The organism is Agrobacterium sp. ES01, from assembly GCF_050320885.1.
Lineage (GTDB): Bacteria > Pseudomonadota > Alphaproteobacteria > Rhizobiales > Rhizobiaceae > Allorhizobium.
This window is the reverse complement of record NZ_JBNQTH010000011.1, coordinates 16,226-40,110: the sequence shown is the minus strand read 5'-3', so window position 1 is coordinate 40,110 and position 23,885 is coordinate 16,226. Positions and strand designations below refer to the sequence as shown.

Sequence of the window (23,885 nt, the reverse complement as noted above, 5' to 3'; positions counted from 1 at the left end):
AGACCCGATCTTTTCAAGGCAAAATCGCTGGGTAGAATTTCACGGAATACGGTTCATGACGGACTATTTTTCGGCCCCGTTCTGCGTGCGTTTTTTTAGCCTCCGACACACATTCAAGACTGGCGGCAATAACCTGTTAATACTATATTTAGCGTTTGCAGCCACTCTAACCACAAGATACAGGTCCCTCATCGCTGAGGTGAATCACCTGATTTCTGGCGGACGGAACACTGGCTGCGCATTAAACTGCGCCGTCATCGCGGACACTTTGCGCTCTTTTAACGGGCGCTGAACTTTTCAAGGACTAGAGCCAAATGCGCATAGAACGTCGTTTCACAAAGCCAGGCCAATCGCGCTATGCGGAAGTCGAATTCCGCAAGGCGGTGAGCGAGATCAAGAACCCGGACGGTTCGGTGGTTTTCCGGGCGGCGGATATCGATGTTCCAGCCCAGTTCAGCCAGGTGGCGACCGACGTTCTGGCGCAGAAATATTTCCGCAAGGCCGGTATCCCTGCCCGTCTGAAGAAGGTTGAGGAAAACGACGTTCCTTCCTTCCTGTGGCGTTCCGTTGCCGATCTGGAAGCGATGAAGGCTCTGCCCAAGGAAGAGCAGTACGGTCCTGAAACCAGCGCGGCTCAGGTTTTCGATCGTCTGGCCGGCACCTGGACCTATTGGGGCTGGAAGGGCGGCTATTTCACGTCCGAAGACGATGCGCTCGCCTTCCGCGACGAGCTTGCCTATATGCTGGCGACCCAGCGCGTTGCACCGAATTCGCCGCAGTGGTTCAACACCGGCCTTCATTGGGCCTATGGCATTGACGGCCCGGGCCAGGGCCACTTCTATGTGGATCCCTTCACCGGCAAGCTGACCAAGTCCAAATCCTCTTACGAACATCCGCAGCCGCATGCCTGCTTCATCCAGTCCGTCGAAGACGATCTCGTCAACGAGGGTGGCATCATGGACCTTTGGGTCCGCGAAGCCCGCCTGTTCAAGTATGGCTCCGGCACCGGCTCCAACTTCTCGTCGCTGCGCGGCGAAGGCGAAAAGCTGTCGGGCGGCGGCAAGTCCTCCGGTCTGATGAGCTTCCTGAAGATCGGCGACCGTGCAGCGGGTGCGATCAAGTCCGGCGGCACCACCCGTCGTGCGGCCAAGATGGTCGTGGTCGATATCGACCATCCGGATATCGAAGCCTATATCGACTGGAAGGTGAACGAAGAGCAGAAGGTTGCAGCGCTCGTCACCGGTTCCAAGATCGTTGCCAAGCACATGAAGGCCATCATGAAGGCCTGCGTGAACTGCGAAGCTGAAGGCAACAAGTGCTTCGACCCGAACCAGAACCCTGCCCTGAAGCGCGAAATCAAGGCCGCGAAGAAGGACCAGGTTCCGGAAAACTATGTCAAGCGCGTCATCCAGTTTGCCCAGCAGGGCTATACGGATCTCGAATTCAAGACCTATGACACCGACTGGGATTCGGAAGCCTATCTGACGGTCTCCGGCCAGAACTCCAATAATTCCGTTTCGCTCAAGGACGATTTCCTGCGTGCCGTCGAGAACGATGGCGACTGGAACCTGACTGCCCGCAAGGACGGTCGCGTGATGAAGACGCTGAAGGCCCGCGACCTGTGGGACAAGGTTTCCTATGCCGCCTGGGCCTCGGCCGATCCGGGCATCCACTTCAACACGACCATGAACGACTGGCACACGTCGCCAGCCGGCGGCCCGATCCGCGGCTCGAACCCGTGCTCGGAATACATGTTCCTCGACGACACCGCCTGCAACCTTGCCTCGCTGAACCTTCTGCAGTTCAAGGACAAGAACACCAAGCGCATCAATATCGGCGAATATGAACATGCCGTTCGCCTGTGGACCATGGTTCTCGAAATCTCGGTGATGATGGCGCAGTTCCCATCCAAGCGGATTGCGGAACTCTCCTATGAATACCGCACACTCGGCCTCGGCTACGCCAATATCGGCGGTCTGCTGATGTCGACCGGTATCCCTTACGACTCCAGCGAGGGCCGTGCGATTGCCGGTTCGCTGACGGCCATCATGACCGGTGTTGCCTATGCCACCTCGGCGGAAATGGCCTCCGAGCTTGGCCCGTTCCCGAATTTCGAGCCGAATCGCGAAAGCATGCTGCGCGTCATGCGCAACCATCGTCGTGCCGCTTACGGCGAGACCAGCGGCTATGAGGCCCTTGCTGTCGACCCGGTTGCCCTCATCCATTCGGAAAACCCGGATCAGGATCTGGTCGTCCATGCCAAGGCTGCCTGGGACAAGGCGCTGGAACTGGGCGAGAAGCACGGCTACCGCAATGCCCAGACCACCGTGATCGCGCCAACCGGTACGATCGGTCTGGTCATGGACTGCGACACCACCGGCATCGAGCCTGACTTCGCACTGGTAAAGTTCAAGAAGCTTGCCGGCGGCGGCTACTTCAAGATCATCAACCGTGCGGTTCCCGAAGCCATGCGCACGCTTGGCTATTCGGAAAGCCAGATCGCCGAGATCGAGGCCTATGCGGTCGGTCACGGCAACCTGAACCAGGCACCCGGCATCAACCCCGGCTCGCTGAAGGCCAAGGGCTTCACCGACGAGAAGATCGAAGCGCTGAACGCGGCCACCAAGGCTGCCTTCGACATCAAGTTCATCTTCAACCAGTGGACGCTCGGTGCCGACTTCCTCAAGGAAACCCTCAAGGTCTCCGACGAACAGCTCTCCGACATGAGCTTCAACCTGCTGGAGCATATCGGCTTCTCCAAGAAGGAGATCGAAGCTGCCAATGTTCACGTCTGCGGTGCGATGACGCTGGAAGGCGCGCCGTTCCTCAAGGACGAGCACCTGCCTGTCTTCGATTGCGCCAATCCTTGCGGCAAGATCGGCAAGCGTTACCTGTCGGTGGAAAGCCATATCCGCATGATGGCGGCTGCCCAGCCCTTCATCTCCGGTGCGATCTCCAAGACGATCAACATGCCGAATGACGCGACTGTCGAGGATTGCGGCGAAGCCTACATGCTGTCGTGGAAGCTGGCGCTCAAGGCCAACGCCCTCTACCGCGACGGTTCCAAGCTCAGCCAGCCGCTCAACGCCTCACTGATCGAGGACGAGGACGACGAAGACGCCATGGAAGAGCTGATGGCGGCACCGGCTGCTGCCCAGGCTGTGACGATCACCGAAAAGATCGTCGAGCGTGTGGTGGAGCGGGTCGTGCGCGAGCGCGAAAAGTTGCCGAACCGCCGTCAGGGTTACACCCAGAAGGCAGCCATCGGTGGCCACAAGGTCTATCTGCGCACCGGCGAATTCGGCGATGGCCGCATCGGCGAGATCTTCATCGACATGCACAAGGAAGGCGCTGCCTTCCGGGCCATGATGAACAACTTCGCCATCGCCATCTCGCTCGGTCTGCAGTACGGCGTGCCACTGGAAGAATATGTGGAGGCCTTCACCTTCACCAAGTTCGAGCCGGCTGGCATGGTCATCGGCAATGACGCGATCAAGAATGCCACGTCGATCCTCGACTACGTGTTCCGCGAACTGGCCGTGTCCTATCTCGGTCGCCACGATCTGGCCCATGTCGATACATCGGACTTCTCCAACACGGCACTCGGCAAGGGTATCCAGGAAGGCAAGACCAATCTTTTGTCGACCGGCTGGACCCGCGGCTACAAGCCGACGCTGGTTGGCGGCGCCGGCAATGCGAATGCCTCCGAGCCCAAGGGCTCGACCTCGGGCACACCCGCCAAGGGATCGTCCACCAGCAGCGTGACGGCCTTCTCCGGCAGTGCCGTTCGCAAGCTGGAAGTAGCAGCCGCCGTGTCCACCTCTGAAATCGTCGCCTTCAAGCGCGATTATGAGGAACGCGCCGCTGAACTGGCCGAGGAGATCGCCGACGAGAACCTGGCTGACGAAAGCGCCCAGGAAACGACGGCCCTGTTTTCCGACAAGGCCCAGGCCGACGCCGCAGCCGCCAAGGCCGATGCCAAGAAGGTCGAAGCCGACCGCCGCCTGCGCTCCATCGCCCAGGGCTATACCGGCAACATGTGCTCGGAGTGCCAGAACTTCACAATGGTGCGCAACGGCACCTGCGAGAAGTGCGACACCTGCGGTTCGACGAGTGGGTGCAGCTAATAGTTAGCAGAAACGATTTTCAGCCCGGAGGAAACTCCGGGCTGATATACAAATAAGAACAAAACAGCAACAACGCATAAATATGGCTAGGAATGAAAAAACCTCGAAATCAGTTGCCTCCAAGGCAGCTTTCCCTCTCCCCTTGTGGGAGAGGTTACAAAATCGCGGTCTTAGCGTCAGCTAAGTCGCAGATTTTGTTGGTGAGGGGGTGGGCAGGTGCGTGCAACAAAAGAGACCCCCTCACCTGCAATTTCTAGCACTTAGATTGCGCTAAGGTGCTGAAATTGCTTCCTCTCCCACAAGGGGAGAAGAGCGGATGGCACGTGTCTTCACGCTCCGGTGTTTCTCAGTTCTGCACGAATTGCGGCGCAGACAAGAACAGAATTTTCGATCACCTCATCGTTCCAGAAACGCTGCACGCGAAATCCATCCTCATGGAAAGCCGTATCACGGAGCCGGTCGCGGTGGTTGTCGGCATGCTGCCAACCGTCGACCTCAACGATCAGACGCGCCTCGAAACAAACAAAGTCGAGAATGAAGCCCTTGAGAGGGACCTGGCGGCGAAACTTGAAGCCCTCGAGCTTGCGAGCGGACAGTGCCTGCCACAGCACGGCTTCTGCATCCGTAGGATCACCACGCATATGACGCGCGTATCGACGATGAACGGGCGGAGGATGGTGTCGCATCGTATTCCCTCGGACTAGGCCGAGGCTAGCATCACCACCAGAAAATACAATTATTTGGTACGGCTCAACGGTGTGCGTCGCTTGTGCCAAGGATGCTGACATTGCTTCCTCTGCCGCAAGGGGCGAGCAAGGCGGCTGCAAACCAAGGACAAAAAAAAAGGGCGCCGGATGACGGCGCCCTTTGGCAATTCGCCTGTGTTCCGCCTTAGAACTTGTAGTTCAGGCCAGCCTTCACCGTGTGGTCGGAGATGTCATTTTCCGTGGTGGTGACGCCGTTGAAGGAGCGAACGTCGCCGGTCGAGACATAGTTGTATTCGACCGAGGCGGAGATCTGGTCGGTGAGGTTCTGCTCGACGCCGACGCCAAGCAACAGGCCCGGCTTCCAGCCGTCAGGCCCCTCAACGCCGCGACCGTCGCGCAGGTTGGTCATGGCCAGACCGGCTGTGCCGTAGAGCAGGGTCTCGTCGAGGGCGACACCCGCCTTGGCCTTCAGGGCCAGACGCTGGCGTTCGCGCAACTGGCCGCCCGACACGTCGACTTCGGCATCGCCCATATGGGACAGCTCGACTTCGCCACCGACGATGGCGCCGCCCAGTTCGGTGTTGTAACCGCCGTGAACGCCGGCTGCGAGGCCGTTGTCACCGGAGAATGGATTGAGTGTGTCGCCAGCAACGCCGGCATGGATACCGACATAGGCGCCGGTGAAGCCGGTCGATGTGGCTGCTGGCTCGTTATAGGCCGGCGGCTCCTGATAAGGCGTCAGATCGGCGGCCATTGCGGACGTGGCGGACAAGGTGGCGGCAAGCGCCATTGCGAAAGGCTTCATGGTCATAGTCAACTCCATACAAAGCCACGCGCTTAAAGCGCGGGCGGGGTTCGTCACTTGCATATCCTCGGTGGTGCAGCCCCCTCGCCGGACCTTTCGCCCCCCAGCGATCCCACACCACCATGCAATTCCGATTCATTTTCATCATTTCGTAAAGAGTTTCTTAACCGAACCATCCCAGGCCCAATCGGGCCTGCGATTGCTCAGATCATGCTTAATTTTCTGCTAATTTTTCGCAGGACTTCCCTCACCCCAGCTGGTGGTCAGATACCAGATCGACAAACGGAGACGCCGCCCATGCGGAAAGCACGAGCGGCGTCAGACCAATGTTCCATTTTGAGGTCGTTCAGGCGGCGTCAGCCGTAATTGACCGTCAAGCTGATCGGCACAGCCTTCAGTGCCTTGGACACTGGGCAACCAGCCTTTGCCTGTTCTGCGATTTCCTTGAACTTGGCTTCGTCGGCACCGGATGCCTTGCCCTTGAGCTGCAGTTCGATGCCGGAAATCTCGAAACCGTCACCGGCCTTGTCGAGAGAGACGATGGCCTTCGTCTCCAGATTTTCCGCAGTATAGCCTTCGTCGCCAAGCGCCTTGGACAGGGCCATGGTGAAGCAGGCGGCATGGGCTGCGCCAATCAGTTCTTCCGGATTGGTGCCCTTCACGCCTTCGAAGCGGGTGTTGAAGCCATAAGGGTGGGCGTCCATGGCGCCGCTTTCCAGCGATACCTTGCCCTTGCCGTCCTTCAGGCCGCCATTCCACTCAGCCGATCCAAATTTCTTGATCGCCATGATCTGTCTCCTTCTGTCTGATTGATATTTTTTGGTTCCCTACAATAACCCGCTCGGCCGGCGAAGTGTTCCGGAGGCAGCAATATTGGCGCAAACAGAAAGGGCCGGTATGAACCGGCCCTTCGAAATGTGATGGATCGATAGACGACAATCTTACATCGCTGGCAGAACGGTAATGTCGCGGACCTCTCCATCCGTGCCGCCGATCTTGCCGACTTCACTCGCCTTGCCGGTCTCCAGGCTCACCGTGTAGAGCATGTTGTTGGCCACCAGATATGCGGTATTCGCACCATCCGCCGTGGAGTAGATGTCGAACGCGTAGCTTGCCGGCATATCCTTGATGCCGAACTTGCCGATCGCCTTCAGCGTGCCATCATTTGGCTTGGTCTGCTGAATGAGCGCGCCGATCGTCGCGTCAACATCATACATGGCTGTCTTTTCCGGCTTGCCGACAGAGTTGATATAGGCGGCAGCGACGATGTTCGGGGCTTCGCCCTTGTGCATATCGCCTTCCTCGAAGGCCAGCGACCCATCGACAGTGACCGCACCGGTATCGGGATGGACACGGTGATTGGTGGTACCGGTCATGAAACGCAGACGGTCGGCCATCGGGTTGAAATCGACGATCACCGGGGTGTCTGCCATCGGCAGCATCTTGTCCATCTTGGCAATCTCTGTTGCCGCGCCGGTCTTCGGATCGATGGTGACGATGCGGTGATCGCCGGTCACGCCGATGACGGTCTTGTCGGCTGGACGAACGTCGATGCCCAAGAGCTTGTCAACGCCGGATACGTCCATGCTTTTGCCCATATCGGGCGTGTCTGTGTCGAACATGACCAGTGTCTTGTCGCCAACGAGGCCAAGAGCCGGTGCGGCTGAGGCAACGGTTGCAGTGAGGCCAAGGGCGGTCGAGGCGATGAGTGCAAAGCGAATGGTGTTCATATCTAAAATCTCCCAATGAGTGGACCGATTGGAAGCCTCGCGGTGCATGCCGTTTTGCGGCTTCCACAAGGTAAGACACGCGACACCCTGCGTCTGGATGCAGCGGGGCAAAAAATATTTTCTCGTGCATCCAAACACCCTCTTTCGCGCGTATAGATAACGAGGGCAGTAACGCCCGTCCCACGCGGGAGCGCTTGAGTGAATGTGATGAAGACGGCAACGGATGAACTGGCGACAGCCCTTGCGGGTTGCGCAAATGGCAATCGGACAGCCCTTAGGCATATCTTCGACCTGGAGGCCAGACGGCTGGTTGCGGTGGCAGAACGCATCCTGCGCAGGCGCGACCTTGCCGAGGAGGTCGTGCAAGAGGCGTTCATCCGCATCTGGACCCATGCCCATCAATATGCGCCCGAGCGCGGCTCTGCACGCGGCTGGATCTATGCCATCGTGCGCAACCGCGCGCTCAATATGCTGCGTGACGGCAGCCGAGAGCACACAGTGGCTGAAGTGGAGGTTCTGCAGGAGAGCGATCAAGCGGCTGAAGTGCTGGCAGCCTGGCACAGGCTCGATCGCGATAGCCGTCTGCGCGACTGTCTCGGCGCGCTGGAGGAAATCAAGCGCAATGGAATCCTGATGGCCTATGTCGGCGGCTATACCCACGGCGAGATCGCCGGTCGCCTTCGCATTCCGCTTGGCACCGCCAAATCCTGGATCCGCCGTGGCCTCTCATCGCTTCGGGAGTGCATGGCATGACGATCAGACGAGACGAGATCGCAATCCTTGCTGACGAATATGTTCTGGGGCTGCTGGAGGCGAGCCAGGCTGCAGAAATCGAGGCCGAAATGGAACGAGATAGCGAGCTGGAAGCGGCAATTGCCGCAAGCCGGGAGCGGTTTTTGCCGCTCGACACCGCCATTCAACCGGCGGAACTGGACGAAACGCTCTGGCAGAAGATCGAAAACGCCTTGCCGCCGCAAGGTACCAACCCCATTTCGGGCACCAGCAAAGTGGCAAACGACAACCGCAGCAGCGGTGGTTGGCGGACCGCAGCACTCTCAGCCATTGCCGCCACATTGGTCATGGCTGCAGGCCTTGTGTGGAGCCTCAACCGCATCGTGGAACCGGTGGTGATTGCCGTGCTGCTCAATGAGACGGGTCAGGTGCAGGCGGTCGTTGAGGATTTCGGCAATGCGAATGCCAGCGTGCGCCTGCTCGGCGACTTCAACGTGCCTGAGGACAAGACCATCCAGGTCTGGACCCTGCCCTCCAAGGATATGGGACCTGTTTCGCTTGGCCTGATCAACGGTACGCAGTCCGCTGTGTTGCAAGCACCGGCCCTTCCCGCTCCACGGGATAACCAGCTCTACGAACTGACGCTGGAACAGGCCGGCGGCTCGCCAACCGGTCGCCCCACAGGTCCAATCCTTGCCAAGGGTTTCGCCCGCGAACCCCTTTAGCATGCCGAGGGAAATGCACGCCGTCTGCCCTGCAGGGACAGTTGCGCCATGGCTTTGGGAACCGCTGAGCGTGCATGGGAGTTGGTAGCCTAAACAGGAGGTCTGCCCCATGACAATTCAACCCCAATATCACTGGCTCGCGAGGGCCGGTTATGGCGCACGTGGCGTAGTCTTCATTCTGGTGGCCGGTCTGGCCCTGTTTTCCACCTTTGGCGGCGGTCGGGAGACAGGCACAAAGTCAGCGCTTGAAACGCTCACGGGACAACCGTTCGGTCGTGTTTGGCTCGGTTTGATCGCGCTCGGGCTGCTTGGTTTTGTGGTCTGGCGGCTGGCGCAGTCGATCGGCAATGCCGACAATCACGCCGACGATCTGAAAGGCTACATCATCCGTGCAGCCCTGTTTGGCAGCGCGGTTACCTATGTCGGGCTCGCCTTCTACGCAGCCGGCCACGCGCTGGATCTGCTTGGCAGTTCGCAGTCCGGTTCAGATGGGAAGACCGGTCTCGCACAATGGTTGATGTCAAAGCCGTTCGGTGCCTGGATCGCAGGCCTCGTAGGTATAGGCTTTGTTATCGGCGGCTGTGTGACGGCCTATAAGGGTCTGTCCCGGAAGTTTAGAAAATACATCCAGTTGCCTGGTGGAGACGCCTCCCCGCTTTCGCTGATTTGCATCTACGGTCTTGCTTCACGCGGGCTTGTCTTCGCCATCGTGGGCGTTTTCTTCTGCTACGCTGCCTTTACGGTCGATCCGGATCAGGCCGGCAGCATGAGCGATGCATTGGCATGGGTCAGACAACTGCCGTTCGGCGCCATTCTCTATTTCATCGTCGCGCTCGGCCTTGCTGCATTTGGCGGTTATGGACTGATCGAGGCTCGGTACCGCAGTGTCGATATGCCGGATGGGGACGACCTGAAAGATGCGATGCCGGGGTGACGGTCGCACTTCTTGCAGTTGCATCCAAAGTCAATTCTCCAGGTTTCGAAGGGTCGCTCCGAAGGCTGCCGCATCGTCTTGCGCGAGCCCCCTTCTATTCCGCTCTTAAAATTCGATCCTGACTGCGCTATCATTCAAGCCACATAGTGAGATTGCGCAGGCGATTGGAGTGCGTACCACTTTGCAGCTTTGGAGACTTGTGCTGCAAATACGGCAATGCTTCAAACCATTCTTTAACTCGCAAACGCTAATCTTCATACGTTTGCATGATGGTATTTAACGAGGAGAAGAATGGCCAAGCCGTCCTTCCGCTTTACGCATTACGACCTTAAGGATCAGCGTGCCGGTGCTATCATCGAGGTCACGCTGTCTGCGGTGAATAACGTGCGGCTGATGACAGCCCCCAATTTCCAGCGTTTCAAGGAAGGGCTGGACTATAAGTATCTGGGCGGCGTGGCAAAAAAATCCCCTGTCAAGCTGACGATCCCGGACACTGCGCACTGGCATCTGGTGGTCGACATGGAAGGCCATCACGGGCTTGCCGAATCAGCTGTCAAAATGGTGACGGTCCCCACACCCCAGCGCCGGGCTTCCTAAACGCAGGTTTTCAGGGTTCTGTTGCGCGTCTTTAGCTGACTTTTTTAGGTTCTTAGCCATCAGCCGTGGGGCTGCGGCATACCCTCAAGAATTGCAGTGGCAAGCGTGAATATGGTCCAACCTCTCCGTTTTGATGGTCAGGAGAGGCCGATACCCGGCAAGCCGGCTTTCCGCCAATGACGTGTATTTTCAAGTTCAGCCACCGCGCTCGCGGCGCAGCTTTGCCCACCAATCCAGACGCTTCCTGATCTCGCGCTCGAAGCCACGCTCGGGCGGATCGTAGAAGGTCTGACGGCCCATCTTTTCCGGAAAATAGTCCTGACCGGAAAAACCATCGGGCTGATCGTGGTCATAGCGGTAACCGTCGCCATAGCCCTCGCCCTTCATCAGCTTGGTTGGCGCGTTGAGGATATGTTTGGGAGGCAGAAGCGAGCCATGCTCCTTGGCCGCACGCATCGCGGCCTTGTAGGCAACGTAGACGCCATTGGATTTAGGCGCGGTCGCCAGATAGACGCAAGCCTGTGCCAGCGCCAATTCGCCCTCCGGAGAGCCCAGATAATCATAAGCATCCTTGGCCGAATTGGCGATAACAAGTGCCTGCGGGTCGGCCAGGCCAATATCCTCCACTGCCATGCGCACAAGCCGGCGACCGAGATATAGCGGATCTTCGCCCGCGTCGAACATGCGGCAGAGATAGTAGAGTGCGGCATCGGGATCGGAGCCGCGCACCGCCTTATGCAGGGCCGAGATCAGATTGTAGTGCCCATCCTGGCCCTTGTCATAGACCGGGGCGCGGCGCTGGACGATGCGGGTCAGGCCCTCGGTATCGAAGGTCTCGCCTTCGCGTGCTGCGCGCCAGACTTCTTCGGCCAGCGTCAGTGATGCGCGGCCATCGCCGTCGGCCATGCGGATCAGGGCGAAACGCGCCGGTTCATCCAGCGGCAGCGGCTTGCCCTCCATCTCCTCGGCACGGGTCAAAAGCGTGCCGATGCTCTCCTCGTCATGGGCCTTGAAGGTGAGAACGCGGGCACGCGACAAAAGAGCGGCATTCAGTTCGAAGGAGGGATTCTCGGTCGTTGCCCCGACAAGGATCACGGTGCCGTCTTCCATCACCGGCAGAAAGCTGTCCTGCTGGGCGCGGTTGAAGCGGTGTATCTCGTCGACGAACAGAAGTGTCTGGCGGCCACCCATACGGCGCGCCTTGGCGCCTTCAAAGACCTTTTTGAGGTCTGCAACACCGGAGAAAATCGCCGATATCTGCTCGAAGGTGAGGCCCGCCTCGCCGGACAAAAGTCTCGCGACCGTGGTCTTGCCGGTGCCGGGTGGCCCCCAGAAAATCATGGAGCCGAGAGAGCCCGACGAGATCATGCGCGATAGCACACCATCCTCGCCGGTCAGATGGTCCTGGCCTGCAACTTCGGCCAGGGATTTCGGCCGCAGCCGGTCAGCGAGCGGCCTGCGGGCCGCGACATCGTCCGGAATCTGCGACGCGAAAAGATCACTCATCGAAAAATCTGCCTTATCCGTTTTCCGTCGCGCTCGATTTCGACACGCCAGAAACCGGGCTCGCTTTCAACGATGGCCTGCAGATCGGCGGTCGAGCCGACGTTACCACCATTCACCGCGACGATGATATCGCCCTTTGCAAAGCCGAGACGTTGGGCTGGCGTTCCATCGTCCAGGTCGGTGACGACCACACCGGTATCTTCTGTCGGCAGATGCATGGAATAGGCAAGCTTGGGTGACAGGTTGGCGACGTGCGCACCGGTGAATGGGCTTCGGCCAGCGATGACGCGTTCATCCGGCTTCACGGTCTCAGGTGCGCCATTCAAGGCCATCTCCACGGTTCTGTCCTTGCCGTTATCGATGACATCGAGCTTCACGGTCTGGCCAACGCCGGCAGTCGTCAGGCGATAGCCGAGCGCATCGGGATGCTCAACGGTGACGCCATTGACGGCGACGATCACCTGCCCCGGCTTAAGACCGGCTTTCTCAGCCGGACCACCCGGCACCGTCTTTACCACCAAAGCGCCGAGCACATGTTTGAGACCGAGCGCCTCTGCCACATCCGATGTTACGGGTTCAAAGGATGCGCCGACATAAGGACGTTCGAAGCCTGCAGCCCCGCTATCGGCCGCGGCCAAGAAGACCTTGACCAGATTGGCGGGAATGGCAAAACCGATGCCATTCGACCCGCCACCGCGTGAAAAGATTGCTGTGTTGATACCGATCAGTTCACCCTTCATGTTCATGAGGGCTCCGCCGGAATTACCAGGATTGATGGACGCATCGGTCTGAATGAAGAAGCCGAAATCGCCGTCAGTGACCTGATTGCGCGCAAGGCCGGAGACAATGCCGCTGGTCACCGTCTGGCCGACACCGAAGGGGTTGCCGATGGCCAGTACCAGATCGCCCACTTCCGCCGAGTCGGAATCGCCAATCTTCAAAACCGGGAAGTTTTGATCGTCGGACTTGATCTTCAACACGGCGAGATCCAGCCGGTCGTCCTTGAGCACCACTTCGCATGGATATTCGCGCCCATCGGACAAGGCGACCTTGATGTCATCGGCACCGTCAACGACGTGGTTGTTGGTCACGATTGTCCCGTTGGACTCCACGATCACGCCTGATCCCAGCGAGGACTGTTTTTCGGTGCGATTGGGGAAACGCTGACCGAAAAACTGCTCGAAAAAGGGATCTCCGGCAAAGGGCGAGGCACGCCGCTGCACCAAGCGCTCGGCATAGACATTGACCACCGCGCCATGGGTCGCCTTGACCAGAGGCGAAAACGACAGCTGCATCTCTGCGTTCGAGGTCGGCACCTGCTTTGCGTCTTGGGCCATGGCGGGCGCCAGTGGAAGGACGAGACATAGGGAGACCGCTGCAACCGCAGCCTTGAGACCAAGCATCGTATTACCTTTCAATTCTGCTGCACTTCTAGAAGCTAATGCCCCGAAGCAAAATAGGCGGAACGCGGCAAAATGTGGGTAAGCGCCATAATCAAGACAAGAGTTACGTAATTGTAATATCTGCGATGTCCGGTTCCGGTCGTCCTGAACGCCACATTTGTGGACCTCGACCGCAATTCCACTGTTGTCGGAACGGGTTTGAGGCCCGCGACGTTTCAAAGAATGAGAAATTCAACCTGGAGGCAAGGATGTCGCTTATCGTCAAATTATCGGGCATTGCCATCGTGGCGCTCATCGCCGGTATGGCGACCGCGAGCGCCGCCAGTTTCGATTGCGAGCGAACAGACCTGGCACCCGATGAAAAAGCCATCTGCGACAATCGCGACCTCAACGATGCCGATGTGAAAATGGTGACGACGTTCGAGCTTCTGTCGGGACTGTTTGCCATGGGCAATCGCGGGACGCTGCAAGATGAACAGGTGGCCTGGCTAAAATCTCGTGAAACCTGTGCAGCGGATGTGGAGTGCATACGCGCCGCCTATTCAAAGCGGCTGAAGCAGTTACAGAGTGCCTATGACAGCCTGCCCCGCCCACTCTAGCTGGTGCAGTCCACGAGAGATGGTCCTGGTCACTATCTCCGGAACTGGTTCTTCGGCCAACGGAACCGAAATATCGCTCCGCGCCCCAGAAGGCCATCGTCGATCATGACCTGACCGCCATAGAGTTCCACATACTTCTTGACCATGGCGAGCCCCATTCCGCTGCCCTCAATCTGATCGCGCGGTTTCAATGTCTGGAACATCTTGAAGATGGTCTCCCGGTATTTCGAGGGAATGCCCGGACCATCATCGGTCACGGAAAACAGATAGTGATCGCCCTGGTCTTCCACATCGATTTCGATGTTACCCTCCGCCCGATCATGGTGCTTGATGGAATTGCCGATGAGATTGACGAAAACCTGATGCAGCGGCATGAGGTAGACTGTCAGTTCATTGAATGCCGTGCTGGCCGTGATCTGGAAACCACCTGGAACAGTCAGCAGTTCCAGAACCTCGTGCAGCAGCTGCGACCCGGTGACCTTTTGCCGGAACAATTCGTTTTCGCGACGACCGATGCGGGCGAATTCCAGCAGTTTGTCGAGATAGTCCTCCATGCGCGTCACACGGCTGCGCAGGAGATGCATATCTTCGATGTTGTCCTCAGTCAGTCTATCGCTCATTTCCTCTTCAAGCCATTTCGAGGCATTGTCGATCACGCGCAGCGGGGCTTTCAGATCATGCGCAGCAGCAAAGGCAAATTCCTCAAGTTCGGCATTGGAGATCAAAAGTTTCCCGATCAGATGTTCACGCTCGGACAGCAGCCCGTTGAACGCGCGTGAGAGCTCTGCCACCTCGTCTACACCATCTTCCGGGAGAACCAGCCTATCGTCGTCGCCCTCCGCGCCCTTGATTGTCTCCGTGAGCGTCCTGAGGCGACGGGTGATTGCCAGCCCGATCACATAGGCGATGATCAGAGAGACGGCGACAACCAGCAGTGACACAAGGATCGTGTCGCGCAGGAACGCGTAGGCAGGCGCCAGCAGCTGCGATAGGGGCACACGTAGGGCGACACCGATGCTGGCCGCAGTCTGCGCCGGCGCAATGCCCAATCTGACAAAATAGTAGAGGTCGCTGTCTGTCCGGTAGACCTGCTCACTATTTTCTTCCGGATGGAACTGACCGAGTATGGCAGGTGGCGGCTGCGTATAATTCTCATGAAACTGCAGTGCGTCAGGCTTTTTGCCCGGCTGCCTTCTCATATAGTCACCGGCAGAATTGATGACTGTCGCCTCGTGCGCTGAGGGCACGGCGGCAAAAGTCAGGGTCAGCAACTGCTCATAGTCGGCATTGGAAACCACCAGTCCGAAGATCTGGCCGGCGGCGTCTCGCACTGGCATGACGATGCGGAGTGTAGGCTGAAGAGGTAGAACAACCTTTCCATATTCCCTGTTATAGGTCACCTCGGAAAAATAGACCCCTCCGCTGGCGACGCTTGCCTTCACATAGGGTTCCTCTCCCTTGCGCTGATAACCACTGGCCGGAACGCGTTCAAAGCCGGTCGCCGTTCGATTAACCCGCACAAGTTCCCGCCCTCCATCTGCCACGCCGATGAAGCGCATCTGCGTATAGGCGGGACGTTGTTTGAGAAACGAAATCATCTCGCCTTCGAGAGCGTCGCGCCACTGAGCGGCGGTTGTGCCGGTTTGAGGGTCGATACCGCCGGCGACCAGCCCACGTACCAGGCCTTCAACCTCGGGAGAAATGGCAAGGAGCGTTACGTCCCGGCGCATGACGCTGTAGGATTCGGCAAATTTCGCCGCAACCAGACGCGCCTCACCAGCAAGGCCGTCGGCGGCGTTGGACAGGACAACGGACTGCATGCGGATATAGCTGATGGAGCCGATTGCTGCACTTATTGTCAGGGCCAGCAGACATGTGACAGCGACCAGTTTGGCGCGCAGGGATCGGAAAAAGCTTGGCGCGTGCGATCCTGTTACAACCCCCACCGGCGTCTCCCCACCTTCTCCCAAAGCAGGTGTCGTTTCGGCCTGGAGAAACGGGACATCGAGAATCTCATGTCTCCGCAGCCACGCCTACGCCCGGTCCCGCAACTATTGATAGGCTTTAGATGTTGCTAATGTCAAACTCTAGTGTAGTGACGACAGTCAATACAACCCGGCTATCTCCGACTGACCGTGCGCGATCCAGTCTGACACCGGACAATTCGTACCACAGCTTCAATGGGCTAGCGAGGCTGGGCAGTCGACTGGTCTGCGAGCCATGTCACGAATGCCCCAACGGACGGCTTTGATGCAGCGGTGCGGGACACTGTCGCATAATAGGCCGTGCCGACGCTCAGCGCGGCATTCGGCCATGACACCAGCGATCCATCGGCCACATGCCCATCGGTGATGGAGCGCCAGCCCAGCATCAGGCCACGCCCATCGAGCGCCGCCTGTACTGCCTGCACATAGTTGTCGAACACCTGGCCTGTAGCACGCGGTTTTCCGAGGCCGCGTCTGGACAGATAATCGCTCCATCCCTCCCATTGCCGGCTTTCGACCTTGCGCACGTGGATCAGTGGGGCATTGTCCAGGCTCTCCCCTCTATTCATCAGCCGCTCGACCAGCGCCGGGCGACCAACCGGACACATCTGTTCGTCGAACATCTTGATTGTGTCGCCGTCGTCCCAGTTTCCGGTGCCGTAGCGAAGCACAAGATCGATGTCGGGTGACATTCTGAGCATATCGGTCGGCGGCGCCTGCACATTGACCAGCAGTTCCGGATGATGCGTATAGAAGTCGTTGAGCCTCGGCATCAGCCAGTAGGTCGCCATGCCGAGCGTGCAGGCAACTGTCAGCCGCTGGGCTTCGAGGCCGGAGTGAGCCCGGATCTCCTCGATCGCGGCGGTGATCATGTCCAGCCCCTCACGCGTGGCACGTGCCAGAAGCAGCCCGGCTTCCGTCAGGCGCGCCGGCCGCGTGTTGCGATCCATCAGCGGCGTACCGACATGATCTTCCAGCGCCTTCAGCGCCTGAGTGACGGCCGGCTGACTGACATTCAGGCGACCGGCCGCCTGGCTCATGGAACCCAACCGGGCAACGGCTTCAAAGGTGGTGAGCAGTCGCAGTCGCGGCAGACGGTCCAAGTTAATCTCCAACTTATACTAAAATAAGCATAATCCATATTTTCCAAATACGGAAATTCGACGATTGTTGCAGACAGCACCCCAAGACACTCCCGCACAACTCAAGGAATTTCCATGAATATCCACGTCGCGACCGACACTGTCACGATCGGCGAAAAAGGCCTGCATGTTGATCTGCCCAATGGCCGGAACTGCTATTTTAATTATTATTGGCTGCGGGACAATTGCCCGACATCTTTCGACAGTACGACCCGTGAACGCCAGTTCGATATCTTCCATCTTAGCGAGGCGCCACGCCCGCAACTCGCATTTGTCGACGGTGACAGGCTGGTGGTCTCATGGGAACATGAAGATCACACCTCGCACTACCCAATGTCGATGCTGACACAATATGCCGATGGCAAACGCCGGGCTGACCCAGCCGACCTGCCACGCCGTGCCTGGTTCAGCGACAATTACGCGTCTATCCCGCGTTTCTCTCAAGCCGAGCTGAAAGAGGATCCCGCCAAGGTGGCAGAGTGGATCAAGGCGATGATTGTGGATGGACTGACGATCGTCACAGATATGCCAAACAGCAAGGAAGGCTTGACCGAAACCGTCGAGCTGATGGGGCATGTTCGCCCCACCTTCTTTGGCGATTATTTCGAGGTCTACACGCATATCAATCCGACCAATACCGCCTACACAGCCAAGGCACTGGAACTGCATACGGACACACCGGCTGAAGAATTTGCACCGGGCATTCAGTTCCTGCATTGCACGGCCAATAGCGTGGATGGCGGCTTGAGCATCTATTCAGACGGCGTCGCAGTCGCCAATGATTTTCGCAAGCTCGACCCTGAAGGCTTCCGTCTTCTGTCCGAAATCGATGTGCCGTTCTTCTGCGAACATGACAACTACGACATGCGCTCGCGCCAACGGGTGATCGAACTCGACCAGCATGGCGAAGTATCGGGCCTGACCATCAGCCAGCACATGCTCGATATTTTCGACCTGCCTCAGCACGTGCTTGACGACTATTACCCGGCATTCTGCCGCTTCGGCAAAATGCTGCAGGATGACAAATACATGATGCGCTTCCTGATGAAGGCCGGCGAATGCATGGTATTCGACAATCACCGTATCGTGCATGGCCGTCTCGCCTATTCGGCCACCAGCGGCGAGCGCTTCTTGCGTGGGACCTATACCGATCGTTCGGAAATGCGGTCGACCTATCGGGCGCTCACCAGCCAGGGGCGGTTCAAGGCATGACTGTCACCGCTTTGAGACACGAACAGTTGGAAGCCGAGGCAAGCCTCGCCTTGCGTCAGGATCTGGCAGCTGCTTTCCGGCTCTGTCACCGGTTTGGCTGGAGCGAGTCGGTGGGGAACCACTTCAGTGCTGCCGTCTCTGCGAATGGTCGTCAGTTTCTGCTCAATCCGCGCTGGCAGCACTTTTCAACCATCTGCGCGTCCGATCTCTTGCTGCTTGATGCAGACGATCCGGACGTGATGTCGGGTCCCAACGCGCCGGACGCCTCGGCCTGGGCCATCCACGGCACCATGCACCGGATGCTGCCGGAAGCGCGGGTGATCCTGCACTGCCACTCGCCTTATGCTGTGGCGCTCTCCTGCCTTAAAGACCCTACTCTTTTGCCGCTCGACAACAATACCGCGCGGTTCTTCGGGCGGATCGGTTACGACCTCTCGTTTGGCGGAATTGCCGACGCGGAAGAGGAAGGCATTCGCCTTGCCGAGATGATCAAGGGCAAGTCAGCTCTTGTGATGGGCAATCATGGCGTATCGATTGCCAGCGACACCGTGGCTGATGCCTTTGAGGATCTCTACTTCTTCGAAAAGGCCGCGCAAACCATGGTCCTTGCGCTTTCAACCGGAAAGCCACTCGCCGTGTTATCCGACGAGATCGCTCAAGCGACAGCGGACGGGTGGACACCCTATCGCGGCATGGCGCAGAAGCACTTCGACCACCTGAAAACGACGCTCGACCGCGACGACCCGAGTTGGCGAGACTGAGTGCAGTCGGCACCCTCCACACGGGTGATTGAACGAAAAAGACCCCGCCGGCCGATCATGGTCGGCGGGGTCCTTTGTGACTTGGCTATGGGCCAAACCGTTTATTCCGGAAGGATGCGCACAGCGCCCTTGTCGGCGGACGATGCAAAGGCGGCATAGGCCTTGAGCGCCGTCGTGACATTGCGCTTGCGGGGTGCAGACGGCTTCCAGCCGAGCGCATCCTGTTCATGGCGGCGTGCAGCCATTTCGGCGTCATCGATGGCCAGATGGATCGTGCGGTTGGGAATGTCGATCTCGATCGTGTCACCGTTCTTGACCAGACCGATTGCGCCGCCCTGGGCTGCTTCCGGAGAGGCATGGCCGATGGACAGACCCGAAGTGCCGCCGGAAAAGCGACCATCGGTGATCAGGGCGCAGGCTTTGCCGAGACCCTTCGACTTCAGATAGCTGGTCGGATAGAGCATTTCCTGCATGCCCGGACCACCCTTTGGCCCTTCGTAGCGAATGACGACGACATCGCCGGCGGCGACCTCATTGGACAGGATACCCTTTACGGCTGCGTCCTGGCTTTCATAAACGACGGCAGAACCGGTGAATTTCAGGATCGATTCATCGACGCCCGCCGTCTTCACGATACAGCCATCCAGCGCGATGTTGCCGTAGAGCACGGCCAGCCCACCATCCTTGGAGAAGGGCTTCTCTACCGAGCGGATAACGCCCTTGTCGGTATCGGTATCGAGTTCGTCCCAGCGCGAAGACTGCGAGAACGCGACCTGGGTCGGAACACCGCCGGGTGCGGCCTTGAAGAATTCGCGGACCGTTTCGGAATTGGTACGCGTGATGTCCCAACGGTCGATCGCATCGCCGAGTGTGGCGGCATGGACAGTCGGGCAATCGCGGTGGATCAGGCCACCACGTTCGAGTTCGCCCAGGATACGCATGATACCGCCGGCGCGGTGAACGTCTTCCATGTGCACATCCTGCTTGGCAGGCGCGACCTTGGAAAGGCACGGAACCCGACGCGACAGCTTGTCGATGTCTTCCATGGTGAAGTCGACGCCGCCCTCATGGGCCGCTGCCAGAATGTGCAGCACTGTGTTTGTCGATCCGCCCATGGCGATGTCGAGCGACATGGCATTTTCGAAGGCCTGCTTGGAGGCCACGGAGCGCGGCAGAACGCTTTCGTCATCCTGCTCATAGTAACGACGGGCAATATCAACGATCAGATGGCCGGCCTCGACGAAGAGGCGCTTGCGGTCCGAATGGGTCGCCAATGTCGAGCCGTTGCCGGGCAACGACAGGCCGAGCGCTTCCGTCAAACAGTTCATCGAGTTGGCGGTGAACATGCCCGAGCACGAGCCGCAGGTGGGGCATGCCGAACGCTCGATGGTCGCGACATCCTCATCCGACATCTTGTCGTCGGCGGCCGCCACCATTGCATCCACGAGGTCGAGGGCGACGGTGCGCCCCTGAAGCGTAGCCTTGCCGGCTTCCATCGGGCCACCCGAGACAAATACGGCCGGAATGTTCAGACGCATGGCAGCGTTCAGCATGCCGGGCGTGATCTTGTCGCAGTTTGAAATGCAGACCATGGCATCGGCGCAGTGGGCGTTGACCATGTATTCGACCGAGTCGGCGATGATTTCGCGCGACGGCAGCGAGTAGAGCATGCCGTCATGACCCATGGCGATGCCGTCATCGACCGCAATCGTGTTGAATTCCTTAGCAACGCCGCCGGCAGCTTCGATTTCGCGGGCGACGAGCTGGCCCAGATCCTTCAGATGCACATGGCCTGGAACGAACTGCGTGAAAGAGTTGACCACGGCAATGATAGGCTTGCCAAAATCGCCATCCTTCATGCCCGTCGCGCGCCAGAGGCCGCGGGCGCCGGCCATGTTACGGCCGTGGGTCGTGGTTCTCGAACGATAAGCTGGCATAGGTGTTACCTCGATATTCGTGTTCTCATTGGCGGAGGCGGCGCATCACCTCGAATGAAGCTAAACGGCCTGCGAAACTCCCGCATTAACCCCGTATTTAAAGCAATCACCTGCAACTGTCACCGTCAGGTGGCTGCAAAACGGTACGGTTGCCCGACCGGCACGGCCTCACTCGTAAGCTTGCGTTAAGGCCCCTGCCCTAGTTTCTCGCGCGTGATGGAAGGCGGGAGACGGCGATGGCGGGATGCAGGCGCAGCGGCAAAGGCTCTCGGCCTTTTGCAATCGTTGGCAACAGGCTTCATGCGAACACGCTGCCGATCCTGATCGCGATTATTGCCGTCGCGATCGGCACCTATGCTGCCGATCTGTTTGATCGGACGGCTCTCTTCGTTCAACCTTCCGCCCTCACCAAGGAGGACACCGCTCCTGACATGCACCGGGCATCCTTCAGCCTATGCGATAGTGCCAAGCGCATCAATTGCGTGGTGGATGGCGACACCTTCTGGATGAATGGCGAAAAGATCCGCATTGCCGATATCGACACACCCGAACTGTCGCCGCCGCGCTGTGCGCGTGAAAAGGCCCTCGGCCTTCAGGCCAAGAAGGAACTACAAAACCTTTTGAATGCCGGCAGCTTCGAGCTTGCAGGCTGGGGCTCGTCTGACCGTGACCGTTATGGTCGCAAGCTGCGCACTGTGACGCGTAACGGCCAGTCTATTGGCAAGGCGTTGATCGCCAAGGGGCTTGCACGACCATGGGAGGGATCGCGCCGCAGCTGGTGCGGATGAGCACGCCTTGCGCCGCCACCTGATGCTCACGAAAACGTTCCCGGCATTTTTTTACGAGACAGTGTGAAACCATATGGGTTTGACTTACGTAACTACTATGAGAACGGAACTACACCGCTATTGATCGGAGGCTTCCATGCCCAGCTATCGTCCGCCGAGAATTCCATCATCCGAGATCACGTCGCATTCCGCCTATATCAACCGGCGCAGCTTCATGGCAGCTGCTGCAGGCGGCATGGCTCTGGCCGCTGCACCGAGCGCGCTTGCCGCGGCGCTTGCGGCGAAAGAGACAGATTACAAGGTGAACGAGAAGATCACCCTCAAGGAAGACGCGCTCTCCTACAACAACTTTTATGAATTCGGGACCGGCAAGTCCGATCCGTCGCAGAATTCCGGCGACTTCAAGCCACAGCCCTGGCGGCTGGAAGTGGGTGGGCTGGTCAACAAACCGACCATTTTCGGTATCGACGATCTGATCTCCGCCATTCCGCAGGAAGAACGCATCTACCGCATGCGCTGCGTGGAAGCCTGGTCGATGGTGATCCCGTGGATCGGCTTTCCGATTTCAGCGCTGCTGGACAAGGTCGAACCGCTCGGCAGCGCCAAATATGTGGCCTTCGAGACCGTCGTCCGGCCGGAACAGATGCCGGGCCAACGCGGACTCTTCCAGCCCATGAACTGGCCCTATGTCGAGGGACTGCGCCTCGATGAGGCCCGCCATCCGCTGGCCATTTTGGCGACCGGCCTTTACGGCGAGACGCTGCCCAACCAGTCCGGCGCGCCGATCCGCCTGGTGGTGCCGTGGAAATATGGTTTCAAGGGCATCAAGTCGATCGTCAAGATCACCCTCACCGACAAGCAGCCACCAAACTCGTGGAACCAGTTGGCACCCAACGAATACGGATTCTATGCCAATGTGAACCCCGAGGTCGACCATCCCCGCTGGAGCCAGGCGACCGAACGGCGCATCGGCGAGGCGCAGGGTCTGTTTGGCGGCGCCCGCATGAATACACTGATGTTCAACGGCTATGGTGACGAGGTTGCAAGCCTTTATGCCGGCATGGACCTCAGAAAGAACTTCTGAGATGGGCTTTTCCCTTTCCACCAGACAGCGTTCGGCGGCAATCTGGGCGCTCTATGCGTTCGGCCTGCTGCCGGGGTTATGGACGTTCTACCTGGGCGTCACGGCGCAGCTCGGCGCCGATCCCGTGCGCACCTTCGAGCATTCGCTTGGGCTTTGGGCGTTGCGGTTCATCTGTCTGACGCTGGTGGTCACGCCTGTTCGGGACCTGTTCAAGATCAACCTGTTGCCATACAGGCGTGCATTGGGCCTTTTGGCCTTCTGGTATGTCCTGGCCCATTTCACCGTCTACCTGACGCTTGATCGCGGTTTGATCTTCTCGTCCATCCTGGGCGACATGACCAAGCGGCCCTATATCATCATCGGTATGGCCTGCCTGATCCTGCTTATTCCGCTGGCGATCACCTCCAACCGCTGGTCGATCCGCAGACTGGGTACCCGCTGGGCGAAGCTGCACAAGCTGATCTATCCCATCGCAGCCGGTGCGGCATTACACTACGCCCTGTCGCTGAAATCCGTGACGCTGGAGCCCGCCACCTATATCGGCATCGTGATCGTGTTGCTGGCCTATCGTCTCTTCAGGACAAAGATCGTGGAATGGCGACGTGCCCGGCGGATGGCCGTTGCCCATTAAGGCCTGGTCCCCAGACGCGATGCCAGCAGCCGAGTTTCGACGACGGCTGCGATGATGATGCCAAGGCTGTAAGCCAGTATGTTGCCCCACGAAAAGATCCGTCCAAGCAGCAGGGCGCCGGCAAACGTCAATCGGAAAGAATCGAGCCACGGCGTGTGATAGAGGCGACTGAATTCTGTCAGCGCGGCAACGACGAGCGCCAGCGCCGCGACACGCCGGATCGACCGGCTTGGCAACAGCATTGCCAGAAGCCAGAACACCATCATTCCCCAGAGCAGTGAACCGCCATACTTCACGAAGAAATACGGCAGGCCGATCTCATATCCGGTCAAGCGCAACACCAGCCCGCATGCGATGATTGTCAGCGAAATCGCGAAGCGACGGATGCGAAGCGGAAGGTTTCCCGGAAGTGTTGCCTTGATTTTGTCCATGACGCCTTAGTAGTTAGCTCTCGTGAAAAGACAACCGCGCGGAAGTGGA

Annotated in this window: 21 protein-coding genes; 11 read left to right on the top strand and 10 right to left on the bottom strand. The window is 58.7% G+C overall.

All coding sequences use genetic code 11. The features are described 5' to 3' along the window. Positions 1-314 precede the first annotated feature (314 nt). Entirely contained in the window at positions 315-4,127 is a 3,813-nt protein-coding gene (locus ACQQ2Q_RS21270; protein WP_428189145.1) for a vitamin B12-dependent ribonucleotide reductase, read from the top strand. Between the two features lie 329 nt (positions 4,128-4,456). On the opposite strand, the gene ACQQ2Q_RS21265 is transcribed toward ACQQ2Q_RS21270, so the two are convergent. The 4 genes from ACQQ2Q_RS21265 to ACQQ2Q_RS21250 all read right to left on the bottom strand — a co-directional run bounded on the left by ACQQ2Q_RS21265 (position 4,457) and on the right by ACQQ2Q_RS21250 (position 7,369). Next, positions 4,457-4,813, bottom strand: coding sequence for an endonuclease domain-containing protein (locus ACQQ2Q_RS21265; RefSeq protein ID WP_428189144.1), 357 nt, complete (start codon positions 4,811-4,813; stop codon positions 4,457-4,459). A gap of 205 nt (positions 4,814-5,018) precedes the next feature. After that, positions 5,019-5,645 (bottom strand): outer membrane protein, encoded by a 627-nt coding sequence (locus tag ACQQ2Q_RS21260; RefSeq protein WP_428189143.1) that lies wholly within the window; start codon positions 5,643-5,645, stop codon positions 5,019-5,021. 350 nt (positions 5,646-5,995) lie between these two features. Beyond that, positions 5,996-6,427 (bottom strand): OsmC family protein, encoded by a 432-nt coding sequence (locus ACQQ2Q_RS21255; protein ID WP_428189142.1) that lies wholly within the window; start codon positions 6,425-6,427, stop codon positions 5,996-5,998. A gap of 153 nt (positions 6,428-6,580) precedes the next feature. Continuing rightward, complete coding sequence (locus tag ACQQ2Q_RS21250; protein WP_428189141.1) at positions 6,581-7,369, bottom strand: DUF4394 domain-containing protein; 789 nt, start codon at positions 7,367-7,369, stop codon at positions 6,581-6,583. Positions 7,370-7,576: 207 nt separating this feature from the next. Between ACQQ2Q_RS21250 and ACQQ2Q_RS21245 the strand changes: the two genes are divergently transcribed. From ACQQ2Q_RS21245 to ACQQ2Q_RS21230, 4 genes are all read left to right on the top strand, one after another. Beyond that, on the top strand, positions 7,577-8,122 hold the full coding sequence (locus tag ACQQ2Q_RS21245) for a sigma-70 family RNA polymerase sigma factor (RefSeq protein WP_428189195.1): 546 nt from the start codon (positions 7,577-7,579) through the stop codon (positions 8,120-8,122). After that, positions 8,119-8,826 (top strand): anti-sigma factor, encoded by a 708-nt coding sequence (locus tag ACQQ2Q_RS21240; protein ID WP_428189140.1) that lies wholly within the window; start codon positions 8,119-8,121, stop codon positions 8,824-8,826. Before ACQQ2Q_RS21245 ends, ACQQ2Q_RS21240 begins: the two co-directional genes overlap by 4 nt. Positions 8,827-8,935: 109 nt before the next feature. After that, positions 8,936-9,760 (top strand): DUF1206 domain-containing protein, encoded by an 825-nt coding sequence (locus ACQQ2Q_RS21235; RefSeq protein ID WP_428189139.1) that lies wholly within the window; start codon positions 8,936-8,938, stop codon positions 9,758-9,760. A 291-nt stretch (positions 9,761-10,051) separates the two neighbouring features. Continuing rightward, entirely contained in the window at positions 10,052-10,357 is a 306-nt protein-coding gene (locus ACQQ2Q_RS21230; protein WP_428189138.1) for a DUF1883 domain-containing protein, read from the top strand. Between the two features lie 195 nt (positions 10,358-10,552). On the opposite strand, the gene ACQQ2Q_RS21225 is transcribed toward ACQQ2Q_RS21230, so the two are convergent. Together ACQQ2Q_RS21225 and ACQQ2Q_RS21220 are read right to left on the bottom strand one after the other, a co-directional pair. After that, positions 10,553-11,863 (bottom strand): replication-associated recombination protein A, encoded by a 1,311-nt coding sequence (locus ACQQ2Q_RS21225; RefSeq protein ID WP_428189137.1) that lies wholly within the window; start codon positions 11,861-11,863, stop codon positions 10,553-10,555. Further along, the gene (locus ACQQ2Q_RS21220) at positions 11,860-13,266 is read right to left on the bottom strand and encodes a DegQ family serine endoprotease (protein ID WP_428189136.1); all 1,407 of its coding nucleotides are present in this window, start codon (positions 13,264-13,266) and stop codon (positions 11,860-11,862) included. Before ACQQ2Q_RS21220 ends, ACQQ2Q_RS21225 begins: the two co-directional genes overlap by 4 nt. Before the next feature lie 248 nt (positions 13,267-13,514). On the opposite strand from ACQQ2Q_RS21220, the gene ACQQ2Q_RS21215 reads away from it, so the two are divergent. Beyond that, positions 13,515-13,865: a lysozyme inhibitor LprI family protein gene (locus tag ACQQ2Q_RS21215; RefSeq protein WP_428189135.1), complete on the top strand. Its 351-nt coding sequence runs from the start codon at positions 13,515-13,517 to the stop codon at positions 13,863-13,865. 32 nt (positions 13,866-13,897) lie between these two features. On the opposite strand, the gene ACQQ2Q_RS21210 is transcribed toward ACQQ2Q_RS21215, so the two are convergent. Both ACQQ2Q_RS21210 and ACQQ2Q_RS21205 read right to left on the bottom strand, forming a co-directional pair. Then, entirely contained in the window at positions 13,898-15,811 is a 1,914-nt protein-coding gene (locus ACQQ2Q_RS21210; protein WP_428189134.1) for an ATP-binding protein, read from the bottom strand. Between the two features lie 239 nt (positions 15,812-16,050). Further along, the gene (locus ACQQ2Q_RS21205) at positions 16,051-16,953 is read right to left on the bottom strand and encodes a LysR substrate-binding domain-containing protein (RefSeq protein ID WP_428189133.1); all 903 of its coding nucleotides are present in this window, start codon (positions 16,951-16,953) and stop codon (positions 16,051-16,053) included. A gap of 114 nt (positions 16,954-17,067) precedes the next feature. On the opposite strand from ACQQ2Q_RS21205, the gene ACQQ2Q_RS21200 reads away from it, so the two are divergent. Together ACQQ2Q_RS21200 and ACQQ2Q_RS21195 are read left to right on the top strand one after the other, a co-directional pair. Then, positions 17,068-18,204, top strand: a complete 1,137-nt coding sequence (locus tag ACQQ2Q_RS21200; protein ID WP_428189132.1) for a TauD/TfdA family dioxygenase — start codon at positions 17,068-17,070, stop codon at positions 18,202-18,204. Next, positions 18,201-18,965, top strand: a complete 765-nt coding sequence (locus tag ACQQ2Q_RS21195; protein WP_428189131.1) for a class II aldolase/adducin family protein — start codon at positions 18,201-18,203, stop codon at positions 18,963-18,965. Before ACQQ2Q_RS21200 ends, ACQQ2Q_RS21195 begins: the two co-directional genes overlap by 4 nt. Before the next feature lie 101 nt (positions 18,966-19,066). Here ACQQ2Q_RS21195 and ilvD read toward each other — a convergent pair whose 3' ends face one another. Next, on the bottom strand, positions 19,067-20,902 hold the full coding sequence (ilvD, locus tag ACQQ2Q_RS21190) for a dihydroxy-acid dehydratase (RefSeq protein ID WP_428189130.1): 1,836 nt from the start codon (positions 20,900-20,902) through the stop codon (positions 19,067-19,069). Between the two features lie 236 nt (positions 20,903-21,138). On the opposite strand from ilvD, the gene ACQQ2Q_RS21185 reads away from it, so the two are divergent. The 3 genes from ACQQ2Q_RS21185 to msrQ all read left to right on the top strand — a co-directional run bounded on the left by ACQQ2Q_RS21185 (position 21,139) and on the right by msrQ (position 23,405). Continuing rightward, positions 21,139-21,690 (top strand): thermonuclease family protein, encoded by a 552-nt coding sequence (locus ACQQ2Q_RS21185; RefSeq protein ID WP_428189129.1) that lies wholly within the window; start codon positions 21,139-21,141, stop codon positions 21,688-21,690. 136 nt (positions 21,691-21,826) lie between these two features. After that, a complete protein-coding gene (gene msrP / locus ACQQ2Q_RS21180) occupies positions 21,827-22,774 on the top strand; it encodes a protein-methionine-sulfoxide reductase catalytic subunit MsrP (protein WP_428189128.1) in 948 nt (315 codons plus the stop codon). 1 nt (position 22,775) lies between these two features. After that, positions 22,776-23,405, top strand: coding sequence for a protein-methionine-sulfoxide reductase heme-binding subunit MsrQ (gene msrQ / locus ACQQ2Q_RS21175; RefSeq protein ID WP_428189127.1), 630 nt, complete (start codon positions 22,776-22,778; stop codon positions 23,403-23,405). On the opposite strand, the gene ACQQ2Q_RS21170 is transcribed toward msrQ, so the two are convergent. Continuing rightward, the gene (locus tag ACQQ2Q_RS21170) at positions 23,402-23,836 is read right to left on the bottom strand and encodes a DUF2809 domain-containing protein (protein WP_428189126.1); all 435 of its coding nucleotides are present in this window, start codon (positions 23,834-23,836) and stop codon (positions 23,402-23,404) included. The two genes, msrQ and ACQQ2Q_RS21170, sit on opposite strands and share 4 nt — an antisense overlap. Between the last annotated feature and the right edge of the window lie 49 nt (positions 23,837-23,885).

Excerpts from the sequence above, each read along its gene's own strand:
- ACQQ2Q_RS21270 (WP_428189145.1), top strand. The coding sequence starts at position 315 with ATGCGCATAGAACGTCGTTTCACAAAGCCAGGCCAATCGCGCTATGCG.
- ACQQ2Q_RS21265 (WP_428189144.1), bottom strand. The coding sequence starts at position 4,813 with ATGCGACACCATCCTCCGCCCGTTCATCGTCGATACGCGCGTCATATG.
- ACQQ2Q_RS21260 (WP_428189143.1), bottom strand. The coding sequence starts at position 5,645 with ATGACCATGAAGCCTTTCGCAATGGCGCTTGCCGCCACCTTGTCCGCC.
- ACQQ2Q_RS21255 (WP_428189142.1), bottom strand. The coding sequence starts at position 6,427 with ATGGCGATCAAGAAATTTGGATCGGCTGAGTGGAATGGCGGCCTGAAG.
- ACQQ2Q_RS21250 (WP_428189141.1), bottom strand. The coding sequence starts at position 7,369 with ATGAACACCATTCGCTTTGCACTCATCGCCTCGACCGCCCTTGGCCTC.
- ACQQ2Q_RS21245 (WP_428189195.1), top strand. The coding sequence starts at position 7,577 with ATGAAGACGGCAACGGATGAACTGGCGACAGCCCTTGCGGGTTGCGCA.
- ACQQ2Q_RS21240 (WP_428189140.1), top strand. The coding sequence starts at position 8,119 with ATGACGATCAGACGAGACGAGATCGCAATCCTTGCTGACGAATATGTT.
- ACQQ2Q_RS21235 (WP_428189139.1), top strand. The coding sequence starts at position 8,936 with ATGACAATTCAACCCCAATATCACTGGCTCGCGAGGGCCGGTTATGGC.
- ACQQ2Q_RS21230 (WP_428189138.1), top strand. The coding sequence starts at position 10,052 with ATGGCCAAGCCGTCCTTCCGCTTTACGCATTACGACCTTAAGGATCAG.
- ACQQ2Q_RS21225 (WP_428189137.1), bottom strand. The coding sequence starts at position 11,863 with ATGAGTGATCTTTTCGCGTCGCAGATTCCGGACGATGTCGCGGCCCGC.
- ACQQ2Q_RS21220 (WP_428189136.1), bottom strand. The coding sequence starts at position 13,266 with ATGCTTGGTCTCAAGGCTGCGGTTGCAGCGGTCTCCCTATGTCTCGTC.
- ACQQ2Q_RS21215 (WP_428189135.1), top strand. The coding sequence starts at position 13,515 with ATGTCGCTTATCGTCAAATTATCGGGCATTGCCATCGTGGCGCTCATC.
- ACQQ2Q_RS21200 (WP_428189132.1), top strand. The coding sequence starts at position 17,068 with ATGAATATCCACGTCGCGACCGACACTGTCACGATCGGCGAAAAAGGC.
- ACQQ2Q_RS21195 (WP_428189131.1), top strand. The coding sequence starts at position 18,201 with ATGACTGTCACCGCTTTGAGACACGAACAGTTGGAAGCCGAGGCAAGC.
- ilvD (WP_428189130.1), bottom strand. The coding sequence starts at position 20,902 with ATGCCAGCTTATCGTTCGAGAACCACGACCCACGGCCGTAACATGGCC.
- ACQQ2Q_RS21185 (WP_428189129.1), top strand. The coding sequence starts at position 21,139 with ATGGCGGGATGCAGGCGCAGCGGCAAAGGCTCTCGGCCTTTTGCAATC.
- msrP (WP_428189128.1), top strand. The coding sequence starts at position 21,827 with ATGCCCAGCTATCGTCCGCCGAGAATTCCATCATCCGAGATCACGTCG.
- msrQ (WP_428189127.1), top strand. The coding sequence starts at position 22,776 with ATGGGCTTTTCCCTTTCCACCAGACAGCGTTCGGCGGCAATCTGGGCG.
- ACQQ2Q_RS21170 (WP_428189126.1), bottom strand. The coding sequence starts at position 23,836 with ATGGACAAAATCAAGGCAACACTTCCGGGAAACCTTCCGCTTCGCATC.